Genomic DNA, 24,028 nt, shown 5'->3' on the forward strand with positions numbered 1-24,028 from the left:
CCCATTCTTATCTGTTTTTGAGTCTGTAAAATAATGAAGCAATCAGATTCGCTCCCCAGAATAGGAACCCTTGAGCATTATAATGCAGCAGCTGATTTTCAAAGGCCATGCTCTCATAAAACTCATCCTGGGCTTTTCCTTGTGCTTTCCGCTCCTGATCCATTTTCTTCAGCTCTTTAATATATCCATATTGAACGGGAGCAAGAATAAATGAAAGCAGCAGGTAAATGCCCGCAATCCATAAAAAGATCATACGGTCCATTTTTACAGCTCCTTTCCAGTGGTTTTCCTATATTTACGAATGGCGGTATGGAAAGGTTTCATTTTTTCAAAATATTTCCTTTATTTTTTGTTTAGCCCCTCATATTTGTTTGTTTAACCACAGGACAATTTTGTTTAAGCTAGGATGATATCTTCATGCAGAAATAAGGTTTTAAAAAAAGGAGAAAAAAAGCTGTCTTTTTAGTCTACAGCCTGACATAATGGTTTGTTTTTGATTATTATAGCGAATCGGTTGGATGGATCCCTCTGTTTCGATTTTCTGTGTTCAGAGGGTTTTAGTCCGCATGACTAGTACCCTCTGTTTCTTTTTTCTCTGTTCAGACGGTCTCCACTATGCCTATCGCCAGCCTCTCAGTAATTTTATTTGGTATATAGAAAAATTCCGTCTGCGAGCATAGATGAGTTTGCCATTTTTACATAAAAGCTATCATTTTCTATCCTTACCATCAGCCTTTCTTTAAGAAGCATCCTCAAACTGGCTATTATACAAATCAGCATAAAAGCCATTCTGCCCCAGCAGTTCCTCATGGTTTCCACTTTCGATGATGTCCCCATCTTTCATGACGAGAATCAGGTCGGCGTTTTTGATGGTGGACAGCCTGTGGGCTATGACGAAGGATGTTTTGCCTGCTGTCAGCTTATCCATTGCCTCCTGGATCAACACTTCTGTGCGTGTGTCTACAGAGCTAGTTGCTTCATCCAGAATCAGGAGCGGTGCATCTTTTACCATGGCCCGTGCTATCGTAATTAACTGCTTCTGTCCTGCTGAGAGATTTGCCTTATCATCGAGGATGGTATCATATCCCATAGGCAGCGTCTGGATAAAATGATGCAGGCCAACGGCTTTTGCAGCTTCCGCTACCTCCTGATCACTTATCCCTTTTCTGGAATAGACAATGTTTTCACGGATCGTCCCTTCAAACAGCCATGTATCCTGAAGCACCATGCAGAACAGGCTTCGCAATTTTTCACGGCTCAATTCTTTTGTGGGCACACCATCGATCAGGATTTCTCCCCCGCTTACTTCATAAAAGCGCATCAGCAGGTTGATGATGGTCGTTTTTCCCGCCCCTGTCGGTCCGACAATCGCCACTTTCTGCCCTGATTTTGCGAGAGCAGAAAAATCATTGATAATCATTTTATCTTCGCTGTAGCCAAAGCGGACATTTTTAAATTCAACTTCCCCTTTGACATCATTGAGAACCGTTTTCTTATTATCTTCATTTTCCAGCTCATCTTCAGCCAAAAACTCAAACACACGCTCACTTGCAGCTGCGGTGGCCTGAAGGTTTGCCGCTGCCTGTGCAAGCTGGGAAAGCGGCTGGGTGAACAATCTGATATAGATCATGAATGCGACGATGACTCCAAATGTTATTGATCCATTTACAGCCAATACTGCACCTGCCACACATACAACGACATAGCCTAAGTTGCCGACGAACATCATGATCGGCATCATGAGCCCAGAAAGGAACTGAGACTTCCAGGCGCTTTCATACAGCCTTGTATTGATTTTGTGGAAAGTTGCCTTAGCTTCCGGCTCTCCGTTATATACTTTTACCACGCTGTGCCCTGAATATATTTCTTCAATATGTCCGTTTAGCCTTCCCAGCTCTGCCTGCTGCTGGGCAAAGTATTTCTGGGACTTGGATATTAAGAAACTCATAAACACAAAACCGATCAATGTTGAAAGGATGGCAGAGACAGCCATGATCCAATTTGTATAGAACATCATGACGAGTGAGCCGAGGAACATCGTTATGGCTGATACCAATGTGCTTAAGCTCTGGTTCATCGTCTGCCCGATCAGGTCGACGTCATTTGTCACGCGGCTGAGAACATCTCCGGTGCTGCCTGAATCAAAGTATTTCAAAGGCATCCGGTTCATTTTAGAGGATAAATCGCTCCTTAAGTTTTTGGATACCCGCTGGGTAACTGTTGCCATGATGAATCCCTGAATATAATTGAACAGAAAACCCAGGCCATATAAAAAGGCGAGGATGGAAGCAATACTCACTACCTCATCCAAATTGATTTCTGTCATCAGCCCTTCTGCAATCAGGTCAGTGATCCTGCTGAGAAGGTCCGGGCCGATGATGCTGAAGATGGATGCTGCCATTGCCAGAACAAGGGCAGTCACAATAAACGGCAGATAGGCCCTGCAATAGGAAACCAGCTTCTTTATAGTCTTCTTGAAATTCTTCGGTTTTTGACCGCCTTCCGGCCCTTTGGCACCTGGTCCGCCCTTTTTTCCTGGCCTTTTGCGGTTATATTTTTTATCAGCCAATTTCCAGTTCCTCCTTTGACAGCTGAGAATAGGCAATCTCCTGATACACGCTGCAGCCGTCCAGCAATTCTTCATGTGTTCCGATGCCGGCAACCTTCCCTTGATCAAGGACTACGATGCGGTCTGCGTCTTTGATGGTACCGATCCGCTGGGCCACAATCAGGGTGGTGCTGTCACTGGTTTCTTTTTTCAAAAGTGACCGCAGCCGCCTGTCTGTTTTATAATCAAGTGCCGAGAAGGAATCATCAAACAGATAAATTTCCGGCTGCTTATAAATGGCCCTGGCAATGGACAGCCTCTGCTTCTGGCCTCCTGAAAGATTGGTTCCTCCCTGGGAAATCACGCCTTGATACTGGTCTTCCAGCTTTTCAACAAATTCAGAGGCCTGCGCTATTTCTGCCGCTCTTTCTATCTTCTCTCCAGGTTCTGTCCCGCCGGTGCCGTAGGCGATATTTTCCGATACTGTGCCGCTGAACAATACAGCCTTTTGCGAAACGTAGCCAAGCTTATTGCGGAGATCTTCCTGCCTGTATTCTTTTACGTTGATGCCATCGACCAGCACTTCGCCTTCTGTCGCATCATAAAAGCGGGGAATCAGGTTGAGCAAGGTGCTTTTCCCGCTGCCTGTTGATCCGATAAAAGCGACAGTCTCCCCTTTATGGGCGGTAAAGCTGATATTCTTCAGGATATAATCCGCCCCATCCGGATATTTGAAGCTGACATTCCGGAATTCAATCTCCCCTGCAGCTTTTGAATCATTCCCTTTTAAGGTGCCGTCAAGGATTTTGGAATCTGTTTGCAGCACCTCATTGATCCTCTTTGCGGATACCGTCGCACGCGGCAGCATCACAAAGATGATCGACAGCATCATGAAGGCCATTATGACCTGCATGCTGTAAGAAGAGAACACGACCATATCAGAGAAAAGGGTCAGTTTGTCTGGTGTAGCAGCATTGTTGATGATAAAGGCACCGATCCAATAGATGGCAAGATTGATTCCCGACATGATCAATGTCATAACCGGCATCATGATCGCCATGGTCCTTCCTGTAAAAAGATTGGTCCTCGTCAGCTCACTGTTTGCCTTTTCAAACTTATCTTCCTGGTATTCCTCAGCATTATAGGCTCTGACTACCCGGATTCCAGTGAGGTTTTCCCTGGTCACGCGATTCAGGTTGTCTGTTAAAGTCTGGATCACTTTAAATTTAGGGAGCGCTATGACAATGATGACAGCGAGCATCACCATAAGAACGGCAACAGCAATCCCGGTCGCTGCAGTCCACTGCCAGCTTTTGCCCATAATTTTCAAAATTGCCCAAACAGCCAGTATCGGCGCCTTAACAATCGCCTGCAATCCAACAGCGATCAGCAGCTGAATCTGGGTGATATCATTGGTGGAGCGAGTGATCAAACTTGGGGTTGAGAACCCATTGATCTCCTCCATAGAAAACGACATTGTTTTTTCAAACACCATTCCGCGCAGCCGTACGGCAAATCCGGCAGCCACCTGTGCGGCAAAAAAGCCGACTATCATGGCAGCAGCCATACTGCCGATGGCACATAAAAGCATGTAAGCGCCCTGAATAAGGACATCCCCCATACTGCTGCCTTCTGTCTGGACCAGCATGGTGATTTCATGCATATATTCAGGCAGCTTTAAGTCAAGCCAGACCTGTACAATGATAAATATGAGGCTGCACAGGACAAGCAGCCAATCTTTCCCTTTAAAATGCTTAAACATAGCAAGCATCCGCCAAATTCCCCCTTAGACTTTATCTAACAGTATTAGATATTAAGTGCAGATTAACCGAATTGCGCGGTTGAACATTATTCCATTTCTTTATGAATTTCTTCTATGCGCTTCACAATACGGACAAACTCTTTAGCATCATGTTCCCCGAGCTTCCTGAAGGTCTTTTCGACAATACGCTTTGCTTCTCCATGCTCTTCCATTACAAAAGTTCTGCCAAATGGAGTAATGGAAACAATCACGAGACGTTTGTCATTTTCGTCCCTGCTCCGCTCGATATATTCTTTCTTTGCCAGATTTTTGAGTGCGGCAGCGACTCTCGGGGTTGAAAGGCACAGCTTTTCACTCAGTTCACCTGAAGTAACCTCATTTTGTATAAAGGTCAGGTAGCCCAATATACTCCTTTCCCCATGAGAAAGGTCATTGACTTTCTTTTGGAAAGGCATCTTTGGTGATTTGCTTATATTCTGGAAAAATTCATCCACTAAATCTTTATAATCCATAATCAGCACCTTTTAATTTATTTTATCTAATACTATTAGATATCATAATGCCAAGAATGTCAACGACGTGAAACAGCAGCTAAAGGCAGCCAGCATAAACCCAAAATAAAAACCTTTAACATTGGTTATTTTACTGATATGGAGGTGATTGGAATGGCGGAAAAGGAATTTCCGAATGTGAGTCTTGGGGGTAAGATCGCCAAGGAAAAAGGGGACGGCGGAGACCAGGTGCACGGGCATGAAAAAGAAAATAAAAACGGAAGAGTCAATACAAACCCAAAAACGAATATGTGAGGGCTGCATGCCGGCAAGACAGGAGCATCTAAAGCTGTTCTCCTTTCTTGCCGGTTTTTTATACGAGGTTTAAGTTTCCAAAGATGGGGACATTGGAAACGAGACAGTCACAGCTGTGCCCCAGCCCTCTTTACTTTTGATCAGGAGCTCTCCTGAATCAGCCTTGACTAATTTATGGCAGATGGTCAAACCAAGGCCAGTTCCTTTTTCTTTAATTGAATAAAAAGGTTCTCCAAGCCGGGTTATTTTTTCGGCTGGAATTCCGGTTCCTGTATCAATCACCCTCATTCTTGCTCTGTTATCAGCGGAATCAACCACAACTTTTATTACTCCAGATGGCTGTGAAGCTTCTATTGCATTCTTAATAATATTTTCAGTGATGCGCTTAAGGTAATGCCGGTTAACAAATATGGAACAGGAAGCTTCCCTCTGTTTGTGGATCTGCAGTTTTTTCCCCTCTTTTCCGGCTTCAGTCTGAAGCGTCTTGACCGCTGTCTTTATTTCAGCAAAAAGATCGATCTCTTCTTTTCCTTGAAAATGTTGGGCAGCTTGAGGATTCGCCAATAAAAGCAGATCTTCTAAATATTCATCCATCCGGTCAATTTCTGTCATTATGACCTTTTCATATTCCTTAAAAGGAGTATTCCCCTGTTCACCGGCCAATTGCAGAAATCCCTTAACCACTGTCATTGGATTGCGGATTTCATGTGCAACACATGCAGCTAATTCACCCAGAACCTCCAGTTTTCCGCCTGCTTTATGTGCGGTTTCTTTAGTCGTAAAATTAACCACTTTGTCTCCTCCAAACAGCCACATATCAGTATGTATAAACTTACCATTTTAGTCATAATACCATAACTGGGTGAATGAAAATGTGGCTATCCAGATAAAGATGCATTGTTAGATGAATTTGACAATATATTGAAAAGCACAGCAAAAAAATGATTCCTTAAACACACTCAAACAGGAAGCCACTCTCAGTCTCTGCTATTCTCTTTATTAAAGACATAATGAAGGAGTCCTGAAATTGGAAGAAGACCATTTGAATGAACTGCTGAAAATACTGGAAAAATACCCGCAGACCGAAATAACCCTCACCCTTTCGACCCAGCAAAATATTCCCTACGCCATTATAAATTACGTAAAGAATGTATTTGTACTTGTAGACCAAGGAACACAAATGTCCTCTGTTTATACAGATAAATGGACATTAATATCAGCCATAAAAAGTTACTGGGATAACAAAAAGAAACTGGCAGGAGCCTAACATCACTTCCCTGGAACCAAAATAAGCATGTTTCCCCTTCAACTGTGCACTCTAAAAAGAGAAATTAAGAGTAGCCGCAAAAACCGAGGGGGTAAGTCTGCATGTGGAATGCCTTGTTTTGGGGAGGACTATCAGGATCTGCTGTCTTATTGGGGGCAATGGCATCAATGCTTTTGCCTATCCCGCAAAAAATCACAGGGCTGATCATGGCATTCGGTACAGGTGTACTGATTGGTGCAGCATCTTATGAACTGATTGGAAATGCCGTTCTTGAAGGCGGCATCCTAGCCACTAGCATCGGATTTCTCTCGGGCGCCCTCCTTTTTACCATCCTTGACAGCATAGTTTCCCGGAGAGGTGCAGATAAACGGAAACGGTCCAGCCATATGGCTGCAGGAAGCGGAGGAATGGCCATTTTTATCGGCACCGTCATTGATGCAATTCCTGAATCGATCATGATCGGAGCAAGTTTGATCGAGGGACAGTCTGTCAGCTTCCTCTTAGTCGCGGCCATATTCATCAGCAATATTCCGGAAGGACTCTCCAGTACTGCCGGCATGAAAAAAAGCGGATATTCCTATACAAAGATTTTTCTGCTCTGGTTCACTGTACTCGCCATCTCTGCCATTGCATCGCTTACAGGCTACAGCCTCCTTGCCGGGGCTCCTGCTGAAGTGATGGCGGGAATCGCTTCTTTTGCTGGGGGAGGCATCATTAGCATGATCGCTTCAACGATGATGCCGGAAGCCTATGAAGACAGCGGTCCTGTTACAGGGCTTGTCGCCTCCCTTGGGCTTCTTGTATCCATCATCCTGGATCATGCTTCTTAAGAAAGCTCCCGTTATTAAAATCACTTGTTCCCCCCCTCCTTAGCGAAAAGATGATGCTTTCATCTAGTACAAGCTCAGCCCCTCAATCATAAAATAATGTAGCGCCATGATGAGGGAGGTGGAGTCATGAGATGCAATTGCAGAAAATGCCGTGAACGTGCTGCAGCTGACAAAACGATTGTAAGCCCGACTGAAACAGTTGTTCGCAATAACACACGCACTAAAACAATCAGAAGGATTCACCCGACGGAAATTGTGAATGTTAACCGCACGATCATCCGCAATGAGAATTATTTCCCTGTCACTGAAAGGACAGTGAACGAAACTATTGTGGAAAATTTCGATTGCGGCAGGGACCCTAACAATAATCGCAACTGCCGCAGAATCTAAGCTTCCAGAATAATAGGCACCCTGCATGGGTGCCTATTTCAATTTTTTGATTAGATCGATAACATAATACAAAAGTGCAATCAAAAAAGAAACTAAGATGATAATGATGCAGCCAAATGTCACTGCGGCGAATTCCCCCGGTGAACTGTCATCAAAAATACTTGCAAAGATAAAAAACAGTATGATGCTGGATCCGATCCCAAGAAAAAAGATGCTGATATATCTAGCCATGGCCCCTCCTTATTTCTTAAGCTTTGTTTCTGCCATAACTGTACCCGCCATTAAAAGAACAAATATAATAACAAGATCTGGGATAAGCAGCGGCAGAAATTTATTTCCTTCAGATTCTGAAAATGTGTATTCCCCATCCCTGTCAGCTCTTACATATATCCCCCCCCCTGCTTCCACTGCAATCGATTCTTCTGTACTCACTCCTTTTATTGAGAAATATTTGCTTCCTTTCTTAAACTCATTGGAAAAATTGCCGCCCATAGGATACATATCTGAATAAGATGTCACTTGCCCGATTTCTGACTCGATTTCACTTTCTTCTATATATTCATCCTGTACTGTATACTGATAGCCTTCCCAGACAACAAAGCTGCTCACCCACTTGGTCGCTCCAGCGATAGCCGGACATGCTGCAATCAAAAGAAATAGAAGGCTAAAGGAAAAGAACATTCTCCGGATTCTCACTTTTCTTCTCCTAACCCGGCATTTCCATTTCTGCTGAGTATACCAAGATACTCTACCCAAGGGCCGACATCCTTACGATATCTTTCTGCCATAACCCTTGCGATCTGTGAAAGATGGGTCAGGTCATGCACTGCCCAGGTGGAAACCAGCTCCCTTGCCTTCACGGTTCCAAATGCAGGATGCTTTCCTGCAGCTTCCAGCCTGTCTTCGGTCACCATCAGTTCCCGCAGAAGAGCCAGGTTTTCAGCCCTGATCTCTTTAAATTCATGAAGCTTCCGGGCGACCGTCTGTTCCTCCTTTTTCAAGTGGGAAAAGCGGTCAAACGGAGGAAATGATTCTTCTTCCCCTTTTTCCAGCATAAACTTGAGGCGAGGCACCCAGTTATGCTTTTCTCCTTCAATCAAATGGTCGACCACTTCGACAGGATTCCAGGTTCCTTCCCCTTCATTGGCCCCAAGCCATCCAGGAGACAGCCCTCCCAGAAGTATCTCCAATACCCGGGGTGTACGCTCCAGCACTTCCATTGCTTCACCCAGCTTGAATTTCATCCCTTAACTCTCCCTTATGTTTATAATTTCTATAATTCTATTCCAGACTTTTACCAATTACCTGCTGTACATAAATTTCAGGAAAATAACAGTCTTGGATTTGCTCCGCTATTTGTACTATAGTAAGTGCAAACCGAAGGAGTGATATATATATGTTCATCAAGCTGACGAAAGAACAGCAGCAAACCATGGTTTCTGATATCCAGGAGTTTTTCCTGCAGGAGCGTGACGAAGAAATATCAGAATTTGCAGCTGAAAGGGTGCTCGATTTTGTAAAACAGACACTCGCCCCTCATTTTTATAACAGCGCAGTTTCAGATGCCAAAACCTTAGTGGAACAGCAATTCGCTTCAATGGAAGAAGAAATTCTGACGCTTCTGCGCCCGATAAAAAAATAGATGTGATTGCCTGGATATACTCCGGGCTTTCTTTACTTAATGGAATCCAATAGCTCCACGTTCACATGATCAGTATTATCAGGATCACTGTTAAAATCATAAATCTCCAGATTCCATCTGTCATTTGCCCGTTCATATCCCTCAGCTTCTATCCAGCGGTGCAATATTTCATAGCTTTTACGGATATCTGAGTTCGGCCCATGATGATGGATCGCAGCATACCGCTGAGGCGGAACAGTCTGACTTGTCATCCCTTCTGGCACCTGATCTTTTTGGTCAGCTGAAACCCCTATCCAATAACCATCTTCATCTTCCGAAGCCGGATTCACCACAAATGCGCCAATCTGCCGCCCGCTATCCTTTACACCTTGGATTTCGGAAACCCGCTCCTTCAGCCACTTAGCTGCCATGGGTATCTCCTCTATATATTGGCTTCCCTCACAAAGTACGCGAAAGCCTATCAGGTATACTTCCTCCATATCGACTATCCTTTTTTCATATTTCAAGTTCGCCTGCATTCTGCCAGCTCCTTTCTTCTCACACCTTATTTCGACAAGGAGAGCAGGCAATCCCCCTCATTCACTAAAATTTGGGCAAAAAAAATGAGCTGTAGCCAGCTCATTTTTGATCAGAATTCCTCATATTCAGCCGGGTCTTGGTCATGCAGCCTGCCGCCGGGATGGCTTAATTTTGAGATGGCCTCCATATCCTCCACATCCAGTTCAAAATCAAAGATAGAAATATTCTCTTTCTGTCTTTCAGCAGAGGAGGATTTAGGAATGGATACAGCTCCCAGCTGATAATGCCAGCGAAGAACCACCTGGGCTATGGATTTCCCATGCTTTTCAGCAATCTTTTGAATATCCCCATTTCCGAGAAGATCGCTGCCGCGGCCGAGCGGGCTCCATGACTCTGTCAGAATACCATGTTTCTCATGATAGGCGCGCTGTTCTTCCTGGTTGAAATAAGGATGCAATTCGACCTGGTTCATGCTCGGTTTAACCCCTGTCTCCTTCTCCAGCCGGTCCAAATGCTCCGGCAGGAAATTGCAGACACCGATTGAACGGACATACCCTTTTTTCTTTGCTTCTATTAAAGTTTGCCAGGCTTCAACATACAATTCTCTCTTCGGGTTTGGCCAGTGAATCAAATAAATATCATAATAATCCAAGCCAGCTCTGTAGAGGGATTCTTCAATTGCAATCATCCCTTTTGCTGATTCATGATAACGCCCCGGGAGCTTCGATGTGATGAGCAGATCCTCCCTGGAAACAGAGCTTCTTTTTACAGCCTCGCCGACTGTCCCCTCGTTTTCATAGTTATACGCAGAATCCAGAAGCCGGTATCCTCCCTCATCAATCGCCTTGCGGATCGACTCGGCGCCTGCACTCCCCTTCAATTGATATGTACCCAGCCCGATTGCCGGAATGGACAATCCATCATTAAGCTTTACTTCAGGTATCCCATTAACCATCTTCCATCACTCCTTTATCTGTCATACTATTACCTTACCATACTTTGGATTTTTTCCCCTGTTGGGGAGATTTGATTCTTCCCTCTTGGTATTCAGAAAACCGATCTCCTCCTGCAATTTTTGTTTTTCACTCCATATTTTTAAGGCAGCCTATTTGCTATTCTTGATATCTGGAGTGCTCTATAGACCTCTCTTGAAGCACTCTGAACGTTCCTTCCATCCTCTAGAGTGCTTCATAGACTTCGTTTGAATCACTCTGTACGCTTCTTCCATCCTCTAGAGTGCTTCATAGACTTCGTTTGAGGCACTCTGTACGCTCCTTCCATCCTCTAGAGTGCTTCATAGACTTCGTTTGAATCACTCTGTACGCTCCTTCCCATCTTTAGAGTGCTTCATAGACTTCGTTTGAGGCATTCTGTACGCTCCTTCCATCCTCTAGAGTGCTCCATAGACCTCTCTTGAAGCACTCTGTACAATCTTTCCTCCCTCTAGAGTGCTCTATAAACCTCTCTTGAAGCACTCTATCTGCTCTATTCCCACTCTGGAGTCCTCCAAAGATCAAACAATCCCCACCTCAATTCTCAACCTGCATCAATTTCACCCAAAAACAAAAAACCTCCCGCAAAGGAGGTTTTTCTACTATCAAATGCTTTCTTTCGCCTGCGATACACCGCCGCTGCGAATGGCAGCCACAAAGAATCCGATCACTGCACCCACTACGGCCGGCATGATCCATCCAAGCCCGACTTCATATAACGGCAGAATTGTGCTGAATACCTCTTCAACCGGTCCAAAGCTTAGGCCTGCAGCCTTTAACCCATCGAATAAGCTGACAATGAAAGTGAACAGCATACTTACCTGGTAAACTTCCTTTTTCCCTTTGAAAAGAGGATGAAGGAAGGTAAGGAACATCAGGCAGATGGCTAAAGGATAAATTCCTGTCAGAACTGGAACCGAAATGCTGATCAGCTGGCTGAGCCCGATATTGGAAAAGACGGCGCTGAATACAGACAAAATGACAACAAAAACTGTGTAAGAAACCGAAGGAAACACTTTATGGAAATAAGATGAACATGCTGTCACGAGTCCGATGCTCGTTGTCAGGCATGCCCCAAGAACAATGACGCTTAAAAGCAGGGCGCCGAATGAACCAAAATAATATTCAGATGCACCGGATAACACGGCTCCGCCATTATCAAGCCTTCCAAGCTCACCCACGCTTGATGCGCCAATATATGACAGTGAGGTATAGATAATAGCAAGAAGTGCTGCTGCAATAAGTCCTGCTTTAGCTATCGAAACCATGATCTCTTTTCTCGTGGCAGCTCCTCTTTCTTTTACTGCATCGACTACAATGATGCCAAATACGAATGCTGCCAGGGCGTCCATTGTCAGATAGCCTTCCTGGAAACCTTTAAAAAAGGTGTTAGCTAAATAATTTTCTCCTGGTGATTGGAAAGAACCCATAGGATTGAAAAAAGCGGCAATGATCAAAATGCCTACTACAATCAGCAGGATCGGCGTCAGGTATTTACCGACAATATCAACAATCTTGGAAGATTTTAAAGAAAAGAAGCCTGTTACTGCAAAAAACAAAACAGAAAAGACAATCAGCCCGATTGTGCTGTTCCCGGCTAAAAAGGGCTTTACGCCCATTTCAAATGAAACGGTTGCTGTCCTGGGAATCGCAAACAGCGGCCCTATGGACAGATACAAAAGCATCGTAAATACTGCGCTGAATGCTGGGTGCACCCTTCCTGCCAGCGACTGCAGATCGCTTTTGCCAGAAAAGCCAAGCGCCAATATCCCTAATAGCGGGAGCCCTACCCCAGTTACTATAAAGCCTGCATTGGCTGACCAGATACTGGTTCCTGCAGACTGTCCGAGCATCGCAGGGAAAATGAGATTTCCTGCCCCGAAGAAAAGTGCAAACAACATAAAGCCTACGGCGACGACATAAGAAAACGGTATTTTAGTTCCCATCCTATTCTCCTTTATGCTAAAGATTCTAGCTGCTTATTTTTCATCAACTTAAAAATTTCAGAAAATGATAAAAGCAGTTTAATAGTTACGTAATATATTGCATAACTCAAGATAACACACCATTAATCCGTATGCAATATATCGCATAAAGAAAATTGTCGAATTATGCAATATATTGAATTTTTCTTTCTAATTCTCTATACTAAATGTATAATCCAGTAAAATTTAAGAGTTTATGAAAATACTAGAGGTGAAAATAGATGCCCATCCCTGCCAATTTTGCTTCTCCTGCACGTGTATCAGCGAAAGACCGCGCCTTCCTTCAAATCCAGGAATGGATTATTGACGGCACCTTAAAGCCTCAGGAAAAATTAAACGATGGCGATCTTGCCAAGGCGCTCGGTGTAAGCCGCACACCGATCAGGGAAGCGCTTCAGCTGCTGAGCGTCCAGGGATTCGTAGAAATGTTCCCAGGCGTCGGCACTCAGGTCACTACCGTTAATCCGGAAGATATCAACAAGATTCTGCCGCCGCTTGGAGCCTTGCAGGCATTAGCAGCAGAGCTTGCAGCACCATACATGGACAGTTCGACGATTGAGAAATTGAGATCCATCAATCGTTCTTTTGCGGATTCCCTTCTACGGGGCGATACTTTTTCAGCACTGAAACAGGACGAACAATTGCACAATCTCATCATTGAAAAAGCGGATAATCCATACATCACCAGTTATGTTTCTTCCATGCAGGCACACGTAATGAGGCTTTATTATAATAAAACGATCATCTTGAAGCCCCGCTCAATCGATGAGCATGAGGATATCATCAAAGCTTTTGAAGAAAAAAATACGCATAAAGCTTCAGATGTAGCACGGACCAACTGGCTGAGGGCCATTGATGAATATTACGGTGAAAAATAAGATTAACAAAAAGGAAATGGCATATGCCCATTTCCTCTTTTTATTCTGCATCGGCCCTCAGATGTGCTCTTCTCACCAGCCTGGTGCCTATATAAGCAATAAAGGCAATGGCAAGATCTATCAAAAACAAGTAAAACAAGTTCATTCCCTTATTCAGCTCCACCATGCCGAGCGCTTTCTCTATCGAAGCAAAAACAAGCGAATACACTGCACTCAGAATGATAGTATACAGAATAAAATTTTTCCCATGACTGGTGCAGTACTGATAGATCAGCATAAATCCTACAGGCAGTACTGACATCGTGATGTTAAAAGCATGCGGGAAAATCGGCAGCATATAATAGGTGTGGACGAGCAAGGTATAATTACCGAGCACAATGTCCGTGTAGGTCCAAAGAGCATGTACAATAAATCCGAAAAAGAATATCTCAAAAATCCTCTTGCGATCCACTGTAAAATATAATAAAACAAGCGGCAGCACCAGAACTACTGCTACAGCCCAGAACTGCCATGTACCAGGACCGGAATAGCTTTTCCAATAAGAATCAACCAAGGAAGTCATCTCTTCGCTCAGCTGAAATATTTTATCCCAATATTCGCTATAGCTCATCTGCAGCACTCCATGACATGTATTTCAAGCCCGACTTTTACAGCTTGCCTTCTTATTGTTCGTAGAACTTATCTAGATATACACATAATTTCCATGAATCAAAATCAGAAAGAAAGGCACGCCAGCTCAGAACATAAACCTGGTAATATTCTCATTATCGACTGATTGCTTCCATTACTAAAAAAAGCCAAAATAAAGACACCCAATTTATATTAGGGTGTCTTCTCAGCACTATCCTTCCGTTTACCAGCGGGCAGTCAGCATCTTTCTTCTGGTATAAAACTCGACTCCGTCAGAGCCGTTGGCATGGAGGTCTCCATAGAAGGAATTCTTCCACCCGGAAAATGGGAAAAAGGCCATCGGTGCAGGTACGCCGATATTGACACCGAGCATTCCAACTTCAATGTTTTCCCTGAAATAGCGGACATTGCTTCCGCTGTCGGTGAACAGGCAGGCGCCATTGCCAAAATCTGATAGATTTGTCACCTCAATCGCTTCCTCAAGGCTTTTTACCCTTACGATGGAGAGAACCGGCGCAAAAATTTCTTCTTTCCAGATTTTCATGGTTGGATCCACATGGTCAAAGATGGTTGGTCCTATAAAATACCCATTTTCATGATAGGCTTCGTCTTTACGCCCATCACGAATAAGGACTGCTCCTTCTTTCTCGCCAACTTCAATGTAGTGCCTTGTCCGTACTTTATTTTCCTGGCGGATGACAGGTCCTAAGAAAATATCTTCATCCAACCCATTTCCTATTGTCAGGCTGTCTGCCTGCTCCTGCAGCTTTGCCGCGAGTTCGTCAGCGATGGAGTCTACAGCAACCACAACTGAGCAGGCCATACACCGCTCCCCTGCTGACCCATATGCAGCTGCAATAATTTCTTTAACAGCTCCGTCAAGGTCCGCATCCGGCATCACAATCGAATGATTCTTTGCACCAGCAAGCGCCTGGACCCGCTTGCCCTTCGCTGAAGCTGATTTATAGATATACTCGGCAACAGGCTGAGAGCCTACAAAAGAAATGGCCGGAACATCCTGGTGGTCAATAAGGCTGTTTACAACCTCGTGGGCGCCATGCACAATATTGAAAACACCTTCAGGGAGGCCCGCTTCGGCAAATAGCTCTGCCAAACGGTTTGCGAGTATCGGTGTCCTTTCGGAAGGCTTTAGCACAAAGGTGTTTCCGCACGCGATAGCCAGCGGGAACATCCAGCAAGGGACCATCATCGGAAAATTGAAAGGCGTGATGCCGCCGATGACGCCAACAGGGTAGCGGTACATGCCGGATTCAATATTTGTCGCAATATCGGGCAGCTGCTTGCCCATCATAAGAGATGGGGCTCCTGCAGCAAACTCCACACATTCGATTCCCCGCTGCACCTCTCCATACGCTTCTTTATAGTTTTTCCCGTTTTCCTGTGTGATCAGTTTTGCAAGTTCGTCCCAATTGTCTATTAAAAGCTGCTGATATTTAAACAGAATTCTTGCTCTTTTAGGAACTGGCGTTTTGCTCCATGTTTTATAGGCTTCCCTGGCTGCCTGTACGGCATCCTCCACGTCTTCCTTGGTGGAAATCGGTGTACGCGCCAGTTCCTCGCCGGTTGCAGGATTAGGGACAGCTTCAAACCTTTCTGTTTTTGCATCCACCCAATCGCCATTGATAAAGTTTTTTAAAATATTTGCCGTTTTCGTTGCCATAAAAATAGCTCCTTTCAGCATTAGTGACAGTCAGCAATTATACTTTCTCAGATGCAGAGGAAAAATGATAGTCGTAGCAAATATGATAAAGTTCCTCCAGTTCCAGCTGGCTGGGCACTTTGGGATTATTGGCCGGACTGCCGCTGTCAATAGCGTCTGCTGCCATTTTTCCGACGGCCTTCTCGAAGGCTTCCCCGTCAATTCCCCACTCCTTTAAGTTGGGTATATTTAATTTCCTGCATAACTCTTTTACAGATTGTACAGCTATTTCAGCTGCCTTAACACCGTCACCGCTTACAATATCAGGCCTGAAGATTCTGCCTATATCAGCAAGCCGTTCCACGCAGGCTTCCTGGCTGAATTCTAATACAGCAGGCAAAAGCATAGCATTTGAGATGCCATGCGGCACATGGAATAAGGCACCGATCGGACGGCTCATTCCGTGGACAAGGCAGACTGAAGCATTCGAAAAAGCCATTCCCGCCTGCAGTGAGCCAAGACTCATTCTTTCTCGCGCATCTAGATTCCCGCCATCACTGTAAGCGGTTAAAATATTCTCTGCAATGAGCTTCATGGCTGAGATGGCCATCGTGTCTGTCATGGGATGTGCTTTTTTAGATAAGTATGCTTCAATAGCATGACTTAGAGCATCAATCCCTGTAGCCGCGGTGATATTCTTTGGCGAAGATACTGTCAGCAGGGGATCCACAATTGCAGCATCCGGCAAGAAAGCAGGCTGCTTGATCATCATTTTAACATTGTTGGATGTATTAGTAATTACGGTTACATCAGTTGCCTCAGAACCTGTACCGGCTGTGGTTGGTATAGCAATATGCGGGACAGGGATTTGCTGTGCCAGTTTCTTACCCCCCAAATAATCGCCAATAGATCCGCCATTTACTGCCAGGACTGCTATTGCTTTTGCAGTATCGATACAGCTGCCGCCTCCAATGGAAATCACCAAGTCGCACTGCTCACTTTTAAAAAGATCCAATGCTTCTGACACATATTTATCAGTGGGTTCAGATGCAATACCCAGATAGACTTCGCTTTGAACACCTGCAACATGAAGCAAAGCTCTGCCTTCGGTCACATATCCAAGCTGATCCATTACATTATCACTAATGATCAATGCCTTCTTCCCTTTAAGAGCCGCTTGCGATCCTAAATTTTCAAAGGAGCCCCTCCCATAAAAAATGGACTCCGGCACCCGGAATACCGCTGGTTTTTTCAATGCTTTTACACCCCTTTTTCATAGACGGCCGCAATTCCATCCCAGGCGTTATTTTTACAAATCATCCGGCAGATCCTGGCTAATTAGGTGAAAGGGCTGGAGGAACAGACGTCAGAATAGTTAGATTATTAAAATTATATCATTAAATTAAGAATTCCCGTGTGTTATTATGCAAAATTTCTCCCCTAAACAAAAGAAAATCCATCCTTAATCCTTAGTTTCCCTATTGAAAATTGAATGTATATTCTCTCAGAGAGCGGGTAAACAATGAAGAGTGAAAATATAAATATAGCTTTGAATGGAGGATATTTTAATGACTGTCAAACTAGCAATTGTTTATTACAGCTCAACCGGAACGAACTATCAGATGGCCCAGTGGGCTGCTGAGGGCGCAAAGGAAGCAGGCGCTGAAGCCACAATCTACAAAGTGCAGGAACTTGCGCCAGAAAGCGTGATTGAAGGCGTTCCTGCATGGAAAGCACATTTGGAAGAAACAAAGGATGTGCCTGTAGTTACACCTGATGATATCGCTGAAGCGGATGCCATTATCTTCAGCACACCGACACGTTTCGGGAATATGGCAGCCCAGATGAAGCAGTTCCTCGATACAACCGGCGGCATCTGGGGTGCAGGAAAAACAGTCAATAAGGTTGTCAGCGGTATGACTTCCGCTCAAAACCCGCACGGCGGTCAGGAGGCAACCATCCTTTCACTTTATACAACCATGTACCATTGGGGTGCCATCGTCGTGACACCAGGATATTCAGATCAGTCTTTATTCCCTGCTGGCGGCAATCCTTACGGAGCAAGTGTGACTGTCGACCAAAACAATGAAATAGTTGGGGATAAGGATGCTTATAAGGGAGCGATTAAATATCAGGCGAAACGTGTTATCGGAATAGCTGAATCTGTAAAGAATGGCGCAGGGCAGCAGTAAAGCGAAGAAAGCAACCAGCTCGCCAGCTGGTTGCTTTTTTTTGAAACTGATTTATTGCCTGTGCTGAGTTCGTGTGAAACAGGATAAGAGCCTAAACCAACATGTAAAAGGCTTCACCTTAAATCCCCTGCCACTCCTGTCCAAACAGGTCTTTCTCTGTATCAAGCTTTATTGAAAGTTCAGCCGCCGCAGCCTCCAGAAATTCCCTGCAAAAATAATAGCTTTTATGCCGGATGAGCTTTCCATCCTCTATCTCCGCTGTTGCTATGTCCCATAATACAGGGCCGCAGCCTGCATCCCTTGTATAGATGACAGCATACCGTCCCCATAAGAAAGCAAGCTCTGCCGAGAGTCCAGCTGTACTGCTGCCCCAGTCGCCCATAGAGTTCTTCCTTATCTGTGTTTTTCCGATATCCATGCCCTGTCCGACCACTTCATTTGTTGCATATTTACCTAAAAGCTCGCCGATAGACTTAAAATCGCCTTTCACAAAATAGTCCATATACTGCTGGATAACTTGCTTTTTTTCATCCGCCAGCACTGCCTCTTGGAAAGGAAGATTCTCCACTGCTTTCTGCTTTTTGAGATTAGCTCTCGCCCGGCTTAACAAGGACTGGACACCGCCTTCTGTTGAACCGATCATTTCAGCGGTTTCCCGGATGGTGAAACGGTATACCTCTGCTAAAAGAATGGCTGCTGCCTGCTTCGCAGGCAATTGATGAATCAGAATCTCTACACTTTCAAGCACTTCTGAATAAGGTACGAGGTCTCCATCCGGAATTTTTTCGGACTCCATATCCAGGAGCTGAGGCGATTTTTTCCTGCAATGGTCTATCCAAATATTCGTCGCAATCCTGAACAGGTAGCTTTTTGCATTCATTGTCTGCCCGATTCTTGATAAAGAAGAAAACGCCTTTAACAATGTGTCCTGCAGCAAATCTTCCGCGTCCCAGGGTGAACCAGTCAGCTTCCTGCAGTAATGCCATAGCTGTTCCCGGTATGGCTGAACAATGCAGTCAAAAGAAGGTGCAAGCTCCTTCATATCTTTACTGATAGAAGACAAATCATTATGTTTTTCCACAAAAACTCCCCCTTTTTTATATCTAACTTGTAAGACGGAAAAGACTTGTGAAAACATACGGGCTGCATGAAATTTATTTCGTCATTTTTATAGCATAATTTCAGTTGTTTTTTTAGAATTTGAGAAAAATGCCTTCAGCTTCCAGCAAGCGGAATGAGGTAACTAAACGTCCGGCTCTCAGGAAATTCGTATTTTTCCAGTTTCATTCCTTCTGCTTTAAATCCGAACCGGTGAATCTGCCTCATATAGTGGAAGCAGGTGAAAGGATCATATACATTGCACTCTACTGCAGCAAATATTCTTGGCCCGAACGGCTCTGTATATAAGTCATCGAAAAAATCAATTTCTTTGCCGGGTATATTATGTAATAGGAAGCCCACTTCCCCGGCTATTGTATCTCCCTTTGATTCTAACGTTCTTACAAACACACCTGGCTTTGTCTCAATCCTCAATATCCTCAGTCTTTCGCTTATTTCAGACATTTTCTCTTGAAAAGGATGAAAAGCCCGTGGAACAGTGCACCTGAACCAGATGAAGCAATTGTCCCCCTCCCACTTAACGAGATGCAGATGCCGCTCTTCAGCATGCATGGAGCTCAAATATTGCTTCGCGATATTCATGGACGCAAGCTTTTCCTCTATTTCCCGCTTCCATCCGGATATCCATGTCTTCCTCTCTTCTTCTTCTGCCTCCAAATAGGATTGTATTTCTTCTATTTTTATATCAGCCTGCCGGAGAGAATGGATGATCATTGCCTTGTGTATCTGTTCTTCTGTATAGATACGATATCCTTTTTCACTGCGTCCTGCCGGCTGGATCAATTTTTTCCGGTCATAAAATCGGAGAGTACTCGGAGGAAGTCCAGTCCGCTCAGCAAACTTCTGTATATTCATTTCCAATGCAGTACCTGCTTTCTTTTATAAGGGATACGACCAGACATTGATCATGTTCCCATCAGGGTCATAGAAATGGAAACCGCCCCAGCCTGCTGTTGGATTGCCCGCAATTTCGGATGGGCTTAAGCCTTTTTCAGACAGCAGCTCATATGTTTGATAAAACTCATCAGGCCTAAGATCAAAATAATTTCTCGCTGAAGGACTCCCTTTTTCGAAAGCAGTGCCAGCAGCCGTTTCGAGCCATACACTGTCATGGAATATTTGTTTATGCTGAATCCAATCGTAAGCATCTTCCACCTGCATATGAGCAAATTCGCTCCCAAAACGTTTAGCCAGTCTAAGTCCTAAGTGCTCCTCATACCAGGAAATTGCTTCATCCAAATTTCTCACGCCTATTCTTGCATTAACAGGACCGAATCCCGTGATTCTCGCATCCGGAAATTGATCTGCCTCATCAGAATTATACACGGCTGTGATTCTAGCGTTTTCATATGCAAATATATCAAAGCTCTTTTGTCCGCCAGGAAGCTCAGCTATCGGAGTAACTTCAATCCCCTCATTTTTAAAATAAGAAAGGGACCTGTCGATATCCAAAATTTCAAAACATAGCCTCACATGGCCTTCAGTCCCGCTGTCCTTTCGAAAGTGCTCAAAATTCCCTTCAAAGGATTTCAGTGTCACAACCCCCAGTCTTGGCATCTTCAAAAAGGCCTTTTTGCCGACCGGCGAAATGATCTTATCCAGGCAGCTCCAGCCAAAATGCTTAGTGTACCATTCTACCCCTTCCTCAAATCCATCCCATGAAACCATGATAAAGCCGCCATCCCAACGAAATGTCATATTGCGAACCTCTTTTCATTTAAAATACGGAAAGTTCTTCCATACTTTATACTAAAGCTTAAAGTAAGTTTAAGGTCAAACAAAATTATTGATAAACTTAAAATGTTTGTTTGCTATTTTAAAATACATGCATTAGAATACAAATTGTAATCATTACGCTTTAATATGCTGTGCAGCTATTTTTTTACCAAGTAAATCGTAATGATTTCTAATTAGGGTACATAAAAGATTTAGAGAATAGGAGATTACACGATGAAAATAAAAAAATGGAAAAATGTCCTGCTCGGCACTATGCTTGTCTCCTCTGCTTTCCTGGCAGCCTGTTCAGATGCAGGTAATGAAGGAAAGTCCGGTAAGGAAAATACAGGAGAAAAACTTCAAGTGTTCACCACAATTTTTCCTCTTCAGGATTTTGCAAAGAAAATTGGCGGAGATCAAGTTGTGGTTGAGAGCATTTATCCCCCGAATATTGATGCCCACTCTTATGAGCCGGATATTAAAACGATGACTAATATAGCAGATGCAGACCTGTTTATCTATACAGGAGCGGGTGTTGAAGGATTTGCAGAAAAGGCGGAAAAAACACTTCAAGGCGAAAAAGTAAAAATTGTAAAAGCAGCTGAAGGAATCGAACTCTTAAAAACGGCGGATGAACACAGTTATCAAGACGAAGGACACTCTCATGAAGAGGAAGACCATGACCACTCTGAAGAAGGCCACTCCCATGAAGGAGAAGACCATGACCACTCTGGAGAAGGCCACTCCCATGAAGGAGAAGACCATGACCACTCTGGAGAAGGCCACTCCCATGAAGGAGAAGATCACGACCACTCTGGAGAGGGCCACTCCCATGAAGAAGGACACTATCACGGCGACCATGATCCCCACGTTTGGCTTGATCCATCAAAGGCTATAACACTGGCTGAAAATATAAAAAACAGTATGGCTGAATTAAAACCCGAAGCAAAAGAACAGTTTGAAGAAAACTTTAATACTTTGAAAGAACAGCTTACATCATTGGACGCTGACTTTAAACAAACGATAGCAGAAAGCAATACAAAATACATTCTTGTTTCCCATGCAGCATATGGATATTGGCAGGAGAGGTATGGGCTTGAACAAATCGCAATTGCAGGCCTATCCCCTACACAGGAGCCCAGCCAGAAGCAGCTTGCAAGGATAATAGAAGAATCCCGGAAGCATGAACTGAATTATATCCTGTTTGAACAGAATGTTGAATCTCGTGTGGCAAAAGTCATCCAGGAAGAAATCGGTGCGGAAAGCTTGACTCTTCATAATCTTGAAGCGCTCACCGAAGATGACATTAAAAATAATGAAGACTATTTCTCTATAATGGAGCGCAATTTAGAGACGCTTGAAACGGTTTTGAATTAAATTTTCCAAGCCGAAGTGTATCTTATTATAGAACTAATGGCCGGCGGTTAGCCGGCCTCTTCTTATTCGCCCTCCCCTACTTTTTCCATCCGGCTAAAACGGCATAAACCTTACTTATCTGTTAAAATACTGTTAAGTGACTATCTAAATTGCCACAGCCTGGAGGAATACACATGAGTTCAATCGGCCGCTTGCCGGAACATATGCAGCCGCTGGATGCACTCAAAAGCATCGGCGAAAACATCATCATTGCTGATAAAGATTACAAGGTAGCCTGGATGAATGACAATGCCAGGAAACTCCTTTCTCAAGCAGCCCCTTTATTTGGCTTTGCAGGATCGGAGGATTTGATCGGCCTTTCTATGGACCGGTTCCATCGAAACCCCGGTCACCAGAAGCAAATAATGAAAAGGCTGAAGGGCAGCCACCGTTCGAGGATCAATATAAAAGACCAATTTGTAACTGATATCGTCATAAGTCCCGTTAATGACAAAAACGGCCAGATCAATGGCTATATCGTCATGCTGATGGATGTTACAACTAAAAGTGAGGAAGACCGCAAAAAAGAAGTGCTTATTCAGGCTCTGTCTGTTCCAATGATCACTATTTGGGATTGCACGCTTGCTCTGCCGCTGATCGGCGGCTATGATAAAGAACGATCTGACTATGTTCTTGGCAGATTGCTTGAAAAATGCGTAAAAGATAAAATTAAATATGTCTTAATAGACTTGAGCGGCCTTTACGATTTTCAGGAGGAAACAAAATTTGAGCTTCAGAAGCTGTATGACTGCCTAAGGCTCATCGGCACAGAATGCCTCCTTGTTGGAATGACAGCTGAGCTCGCCAGAACCGCAGGTGACATCCATCCTTCCATACAATCATTCCGGTCTGCCCATGAAGGATTAAAATACTTGATCAAACGAAACTTCCCTTCAGAAACAGAGCTTTCTTCAAATTTTTTATAAGCAGCATAACACATTGTCCCCTCCCTATTATAGGCGGGGACTTTTATTTTTTTTCCTTCCTTGCCGATTGTTTGTACCGCTTCTCCATCCACAAAAAAATATTTGTTATCACTTTTGCTGTCAATAGGACAATCAAATACCCTCCGAACAAGTGGAAATAATGAGTATCTCCATACAACCGAAAAAGGCCAACTGCAATTAAAAATGGCTTAAAGACAAATGCTAAAAATACTGCTGTAAGGATGGAATACACATAATAGTTCTTTCCTTTATTCAATGTCCACTGATAAACAAGCATAAAAACTACAGGTATTAAGCTCGAATCTAAGGATATTCCGGGAGTCACCGGAACCAGCGGAAACGGATAATTCCAAAAGCCGCTGTTTTTGCCGTACCAGTCTGTATAATTGAAAAACACATGAATGCTGTAACCGTAAAAACCCAGCAGAAAAATCCTACTTCGATCTATTCTGAAATAAAGCACAATTAGCGGAACAAAGAAAAAAGCCGCCATCAGCCAGTATTCAAAGGATGCATACAGCGAATAATCCATCCAGTAAGAATTGAGGGCATCCTGCCCTTTTTCATTCATCTCTACAATTTTATCGAATTCTTCGACCCTTTTATTCTCCATCACTAATCATCCTTATGAGCTGCTTCATTAATATTATTTCATGGCTGTTCCAAAAATAATTATTTTGTTCTCCTAACTATAATATCAATCAATATTTTCAAAAATATTCCTCGGAC

Annotated in this window: 27 protein-coding genes; 9 read left to right on the top strand and 18 right to left on the bottom strand. The window is 43.9% G+C overall.

Annotated features, from left to right (window positions below; all coding sequences use genetic code 11):
* Window positions 1-7 precede the first annotated feature (7 nt).
* From RBB45_RS04675 to RBB45_RS04690, 4 genes are all read right to left on the bottom strand, one after another.
* Window positions 8-262, bottom strand: a complete 255-nt coding sequence (locus tag RBB45_RS04675; protein WP_009793491.1) for a DUF3949 domain-containing protein — start codon at window positions 260-262, stop codon at window positions 8-10.
* A gap of 477 nt (window positions 263-739) precedes the next feature.
* Entirely contained in the window at window positions 740-2,569 is a 1,830-nt protein-coding gene (locus RBB45_RS04680; RefSeq protein WP_224950480.1) for an ABC transporter ATP-binding protein, read from the bottom strand.
* Window positions 2,562-4,319 carry an ABC transporter ATP-binding protein gene (locus RBB45_RS04685; protein ID WP_224950482.1) on the bottom strand — a complete coding sequence of 586 codons (1,758 nt, stop codon included), beginning with the start codon at window positions 4,317-4,319 and terminating at the stop codon, window positions 2,562-2,564. The genes RBB45_RS04680 and RBB45_RS04685 overlap by 8 nt, the downstream gene beginning before the upstream one ends.
* 77 nt (window positions 4,320-4,396) lie before the next feature.
* Entirely contained in the window at window positions 4,397-4,822 is a 426-nt protein-coding gene (locus tag RBB45_RS04690; RefSeq protein WP_009793488.1) for a MarR family winged helix-turn-helix transcriptional regulator, read from the bottom strand.
* A gap of 153 nt (window positions 4,823-4,975) precedes the next feature.
* Here RBB45_RS04690 and RBB45_RS04695 point away from each other — a divergent pair, with 153 nt between their 5' ends.
* Window positions 4,976-5,116, top strand: a complete 141-nt coding sequence (locus RBB45_RS04695) for a hypothetical protein (protein WP_022543939.1) — start codon at window positions 4,976-4,978, stop codon at window positions 5,114-5,116.
* Window positions 5,117-5,185: 69 nt separating this feature from the next.
* Here the strand turns inward: RBB45_RS04695 and RBB45_RS04700 are convergent, their stop codons facing one another.
* On the bottom strand, window positions 5,186-5,908 hold the full coding sequence (locus tag RBB45_RS04700; protein ID WP_187445369.1) for a sensor histidine kinase: 723 nt from the start codon (window positions 5,906-5,908) through the stop codon (window positions 5,186-5,188).
* Between the two features lie 235 nt (window positions 5,909-6,143).
* On the opposite strand from RBB45_RS04700, the gene RBB45_RS04705 reads away from it, so the two are divergent.
* The 3 genes from RBB45_RS04705 to RBB45_RS04715 all read left to right on the top strand — a co-directional run bounded on the left by RBB45_RS04705 (window position 6,144) and on the right by RBB45_RS04715 (window position 7,603).
* Entirely contained in the window at window positions 6,144-6,383 is a 240-nt protein-coding gene (locus tag RBB45_RS04705; protein ID WP_224950484.1) for a hypothetical protein, read from the top strand.
* Between the two features lie 101 nt (window positions 6,384-6,484).
* Complete coding sequence (locus RBB45_RS04710) at window positions 6,485-7,213, top strand: ZIP family metal transporter (protein WP_306009145.1); 729 nt, start codon at window positions 6,485-6,487, stop codon at window positions 7,211-7,213.
* 126 nt (window positions 7,214-7,339) lie between these two features.
* Entirely contained in the window at window positions 7,340-7,603 is a 264-nt protein-coding gene (locus RBB45_RS04715; RefSeq protein ID WP_129612712.1) for a CotD family spore coat protein, read from the top strand.
* A gap of 33 nt (window positions 7,604-7,636) precedes the next feature.
* On the opposite strand, the gene RBB45_RS04720 is transcribed toward RBB45_RS04715, so the two are convergent.
* The 3 genes from RBB45_RS04720 to RBB45_RS04730 are packed head-to-tail and all read right to left on the bottom strand — an operon-like array spanning window position 7,637 to window position 8,847.
* Window positions 7,637-7,834 carry a hypothetical protein gene (locus RBB45_RS04720; protein ID WP_224950487.1) on the bottom strand — a complete coding sequence of 66 codons (198 nt, stop codon included), beginning with the start codon at window positions 7,832-7,834 and terminating at the stop codon, window positions 7,637-7,639.
* 9 nt (window positions 7,835-7,843) lie between these two features.
* Window positions 7,844-8,299, bottom strand: coding sequence for a hypothetical protein (locus RBB45_RS04725; protein WP_306009146.1), 456 nt, complete (start codon window positions 8,297-8,299; stop codon window positions 7,844-7,846).
* Window positions 8,296-8,847, bottom strand: coding sequence for a DinB family protein (locus tag RBB45_RS04730; protein WP_129612709.1), 552 nt, complete (start codon window positions 8,845-8,847; stop codon window positions 8,296-8,298). Before RBB45_RS04730 ends, RBB45_RS04725 begins: the two co-directional genes overlap by 4 nt.
* 152 nt (window positions 8,848-8,999) lie before the next feature.
* On the opposite strand from RBB45_RS04730, the gene RBB45_RS04735 reads away from it, so the two are divergent.
* Entirely contained in the window at window positions 9,000-9,245 is a 246-nt protein-coding gene (locus tag RBB45_RS04735; protein WP_009793479.1) for a DUF2164 domain-containing protein, read from the top strand.
* A 32-nt stretch (window positions 9,246-9,277) separates the two neighbouring features.
* Here the strand turns inward: RBB45_RS04735 and RBB45_RS04740 are convergent, their stop codons facing one another.
* The 3 genes from RBB45_RS04740 to brnQ form a co-directional block, all read right to left on the bottom strand.
* A complete protein-coding gene (locus tag RBB45_RS04740; protein ID WP_306009147.1) occupies window positions 9,278-9,763 on the bottom strand; it encodes a GyrI-like domain-containing protein in 486 nt (161 codons plus the stop codon).
* A 110-nt stretch (window positions 9,764-9,873) separates the two neighbouring features.
* Window positions 9,874-10,719: an aldo/keto reductase gene (locus RBB45_RS04745; protein ID WP_224950493.1), complete on the bottom strand. Its 846-nt coding sequence runs from the start codon at window positions 10,717-10,719 to the stop codon at window positions 9,874-9,876.
* 642 nt (window positions 10,720-11,361) lie between these two features.
* On the bottom strand, window positions 11,362-12,702 hold the full coding sequence (gene brnQ, locus RBB45_RS04750) for a branched-chain amino acid transport system II carrier protein (protein WP_094767614.1): 1,341 nt from the start codon (window positions 12,700-12,702) through the stop codon (window positions 11,362-11,364).
* A gap of 260 nt (window positions 12,703-12,962) precedes the next feature.
* Between brnQ and RBB45_RS04755 the strand changes: the two genes are divergently transcribed.
* Window positions 12,963-13,619, top strand: coding sequence for a GntR family transcriptional regulator (locus tag RBB45_RS04755; RefSeq protein ID WP_009793475.1), 657 nt, complete (start codon window positions 12,963-12,965; stop codon window positions 13,617-13,619).
* Window positions 13,620-13,659: 40 nt separating this feature from the next.
* On the opposite strand, the gene RBB45_RS04760 is transcribed toward RBB45_RS04755, so the two are convergent.
* The 3 genes from RBB45_RS04760 to RBB45_RS04770 all read right to left on the bottom strand — a co-directional run bounded on the left by RBB45_RS04760 (window position 13,660) and on the right by RBB45_RS04770 (window position 17,164).
* On the bottom strand, window positions 13,660-14,229 hold the full coding sequence (locus RBB45_RS04760) for a CBO0543 family protein (protein ID WP_224950495.1): 570 nt from the start codon (window positions 14,227-14,229) through the stop codon (window positions 13,660-13,662).
* Window positions 14,230-14,472: 243 nt separating this feature from the next.
* Window positions 14,473-15,930, bottom strand: a complete 1,458-nt coding sequence (locus tag RBB45_RS04765) for a CoA-acylating methylmalonate-semialdehyde dehydrogenase (RefSeq protein ID WP_009793473.1) — start codon at window positions 15,928-15,930, stop codon at window positions 14,473-14,475.
* A 37-nt stretch (window positions 15,931-15,967) separates the two neighbouring features.
* On the bottom strand, window positions 15,968-17,164 hold the full coding sequence (locus RBB45_RS04770; protein WP_306009148.1) for an iron-containing alcohol dehydrogenase: 1,197 nt from the start codon (window positions 17,162-17,164) through the stop codon (window positions 15,968-15,970).
* A 313-nt stretch (window positions 17,165-17,477) separates the two neighbouring features.
* Between RBB45_RS04770 and wrbA the strand changes: the two genes are divergently transcribed.
* Window positions 17,478-18,101, top strand: coding sequence for an NAD(P)H:quinone oxidoreductase (wrbA, locus tag RBB45_RS04775; RefSeq protein ID WP_187445368.1), 624 nt, complete (start codon window positions 17,478-17,480; stop codon window positions 18,099-18,101).
* Window positions 18,102-18,219: 118 nt separating this feature from the next.
* Here the strand turns inward: wrbA and RBB45_RS04780 are convergent, their stop codons facing one another.
* The 3 genes from RBB45_RS04780 to RBB45_RS04790 all read right to left on the bottom strand — a co-directional run bounded on the left by RBB45_RS04780 (window position 18,220) and on the right by RBB45_RS04790 (window position 20,918).
* Entirely contained in the window at window positions 18,220-19,182 is a 963-nt protein-coding gene (locus tag RBB45_RS04780) for an RNA polymerase sigma factor (RefSeq protein WP_022543945.1), read from the bottom strand.
* A 134-nt stretch (window positions 19,183-19,316) separates the two neighbouring features.
* Window positions 19,317-20,075 (bottom strand): MerR family transcriptional regulator, encoded by a 759-nt coding sequence (locus RBB45_RS04785; protein ID WP_306009272.1) that lies wholly within the window; start codon window positions 20,073-20,075, stop codon window positions 19,317-19,319.
* 24 nt (window positions 20,076-20,099) lie between these two features.
* Window positions 20,100-20,918 carry a VOC family protein gene (locus RBB45_RS04790; protein ID WP_306009149.1) on the bottom strand — a complete coding sequence of 273 codons (819 nt, stop codon included), beginning with the start codon at window positions 20,916-20,918 and terminating at the stop codon, window positions 20,100-20,102.
* A 252-nt stretch (window positions 20,919-21,170) separates the two neighbouring features.
* On the opposite strand from RBB45_RS04790, the gene RBB45_RS04795 reads away from it, so the two are divergent.
* Together RBB45_RS04795 and RBB45_RS04800 are read left to right on the top strand one after the other, a co-directional pair.
* A complete protein-coding gene (locus tag RBB45_RS04795) occupies window positions 21,171-22,313 on the top strand; it encodes a metal ABC transporter solute-binding protein, Zn/Mn family (protein WP_306009150.1) in 1,143 nt (380 codons plus the stop codon).
* Between the two features lie 173 nt (window positions 22,314-22,486).
* A complete protein-coding gene (locus RBB45_RS04800; RefSeq protein ID WP_009793466.1) occupies window positions 22,487-23,278 on the top strand; it encodes a PAS domain-containing protein in 792 nt (263 codons plus the stop codon).
* 43 nt (window positions 23,279-23,321) lie between these two features.
* Here the strand turns inward: RBB45_RS04800 and RBB45_RS04805 are convergent, their stop codons facing one another.
* Window positions 23,322-23,912, bottom strand: a complete 591-nt coding sequence (locus tag RBB45_RS04805; protein WP_009793465.1) for a hypothetical protein — start codon at window positions 23,910-23,912, stop codon at window positions 23,322-23,324.
* Window positions 23,913-24,028: the final 116 nt, after the last annotated feature.

The sequence above is a fragment of the Bacillus sp. MMSF_3328 genome (assembly GCF_030733525.1).
Classification (GTDB): Bacteria; Bacillota; Bacilli; order Bacillales; family Cytobacillaceae; genus Bacillus_AB; species Bacillus_AB infantis.

Coding starts and splice junctions, on each gene's coding strand:
- RBB45_RS04785 (WP_306009272.1), bottom strand. CDS start 20,075: ATGAATATACAGAAGTTTGCTGAGCGGACTGGACTTCCTCCGAGTACT.
- RBB45_RS04740 (WP_306009147.1), bottom strand. CDS start 9,763: ATGCAGGCGAACTTGAAATATGAAAAAAGGATAGTCGATATGGAGGAA.
- RBB45_RS04730 (WP_129612709.1), bottom strand. CDS start 8,847: ATGAAATTCAAGCTGGGTGAAGCAATGGAAGTGCTGGAGCGTACACCC.
- RBB45_RS04710 (WP_306009145.1), top strand. CDS start 6,485: ATGTGGAATGCCTTGTTTTGGGGAGGACTATCAGGATCTGCTGTCTTA.
- RBB45_RS04715 (WP_129612712.1), top strand. CDS start 7,340: ATGAGATGCAATTGCAGAAAATGCCGTGAACGTGCTGCAGCTGACAAA.
- RBB45_RS04720 (WP_224950487.1), bottom strand. CDS start 7,834: ATGGCTAGATATATCAGCATCTTTTTTCTTGGGATCGGATCCAGCATC.
- RBB45_RS04675 (WP_009793491.1), bottom strand. CDS start 262: ATGGACCGTATGATCTTTTTATGGATTGCGGGCATTTACCTGCTGCTT.
- RBB45_RS04695 (WP_022543939.1), top strand. CDS start 4,976: ATGGCGGAAAAGGAATTTCCGAATGTGAGTCTTGGGGGTAAGATCGCC.
- RBB45_RS04735 (WP_009793479.1), top strand. CDS start 9,000: ATGTTCATCAAGCTGACGAAAGAACAGCAGCAAACCATGGTTTCTGAT.
- RBB45_RS04760 (WP_224950495.1), bottom strand. CDS start 14,229: ATGAGCTATAGCGAATATTGGGATAAAATATTTCAGCTGAGCGAAGAG.
- RBB45_RS04800 (WP_009793466.1), top strand. CDS start 22,487: ATGAGTTCAATCGGCCGCTTGCCGGAACATATGCAGCCGCTGGATGCA.
- RBB45_RS04795 (WP_306009150.1), top strand. CDS start 21,171: ATGAAAATAAAAAAATGGAAAAATGTCCTGCTCGGCACTATGCTTGTC.
- RBB45_RS04790 (WP_306009149.1), bottom strand. CDS start 20,918: ATGACATTTCGTTGGGATGGCGGCTTTATCATGGTTTCATGGGATGGA.
- RBB45_RS04765 (WP_009793473.1), bottom strand. CDS start 15,930: ATGGCAACGAAAACGGCAAATATTTTAAAAAACTTTATCAATGGCGAT.
- RBB45_RS04745 (WP_224950493.1), bottom strand. CDS start 10,719: ATGGTTAATGGGATACCTGAAGTAAAGCTTAATGATGGATTGTCCATT.
- RBB45_RS04690 (WP_009793488.1), bottom strand. CDS start 4,822: ATGGATTATAAAGATTTAGTGGATGAATTTTTCCAGAATATAAGCAAA.
- wrbA (WP_187445368.1), top strand. CDS start 17,478: ATGACTGTCAAACTAGCAATTGTTTATTACAGCTCAACCGGAACGAAC.
- RBB45_RS04805 (WP_009793465.1), bottom strand. CDS start 23,912: ATGGAGAATAAAAGGGTCGAAGAATTCGATAAAATTGTAGAGATGAAT.
- RBB45_RS04755 (WP_009793475.1), top strand. CDS start 12,963: ATGCCCATCCCTGCCAATTTTGCTTCTCCTGCACGTGTATCAGCGAAA.
- brnQ (WP_094767614.1), bottom strand. CDS start 12,702: ATGGGAACTAAAATACCGTTTTCTTATGTCGTCGCCGTAGGCTTTATG.
- RBB45_RS04685 (WP_224950482.1), bottom strand. CDS start 4,319: ATGCTTGCTATGTTTAAGCATTTTAAAGGGAAAGATTGGCTGCTTGTC.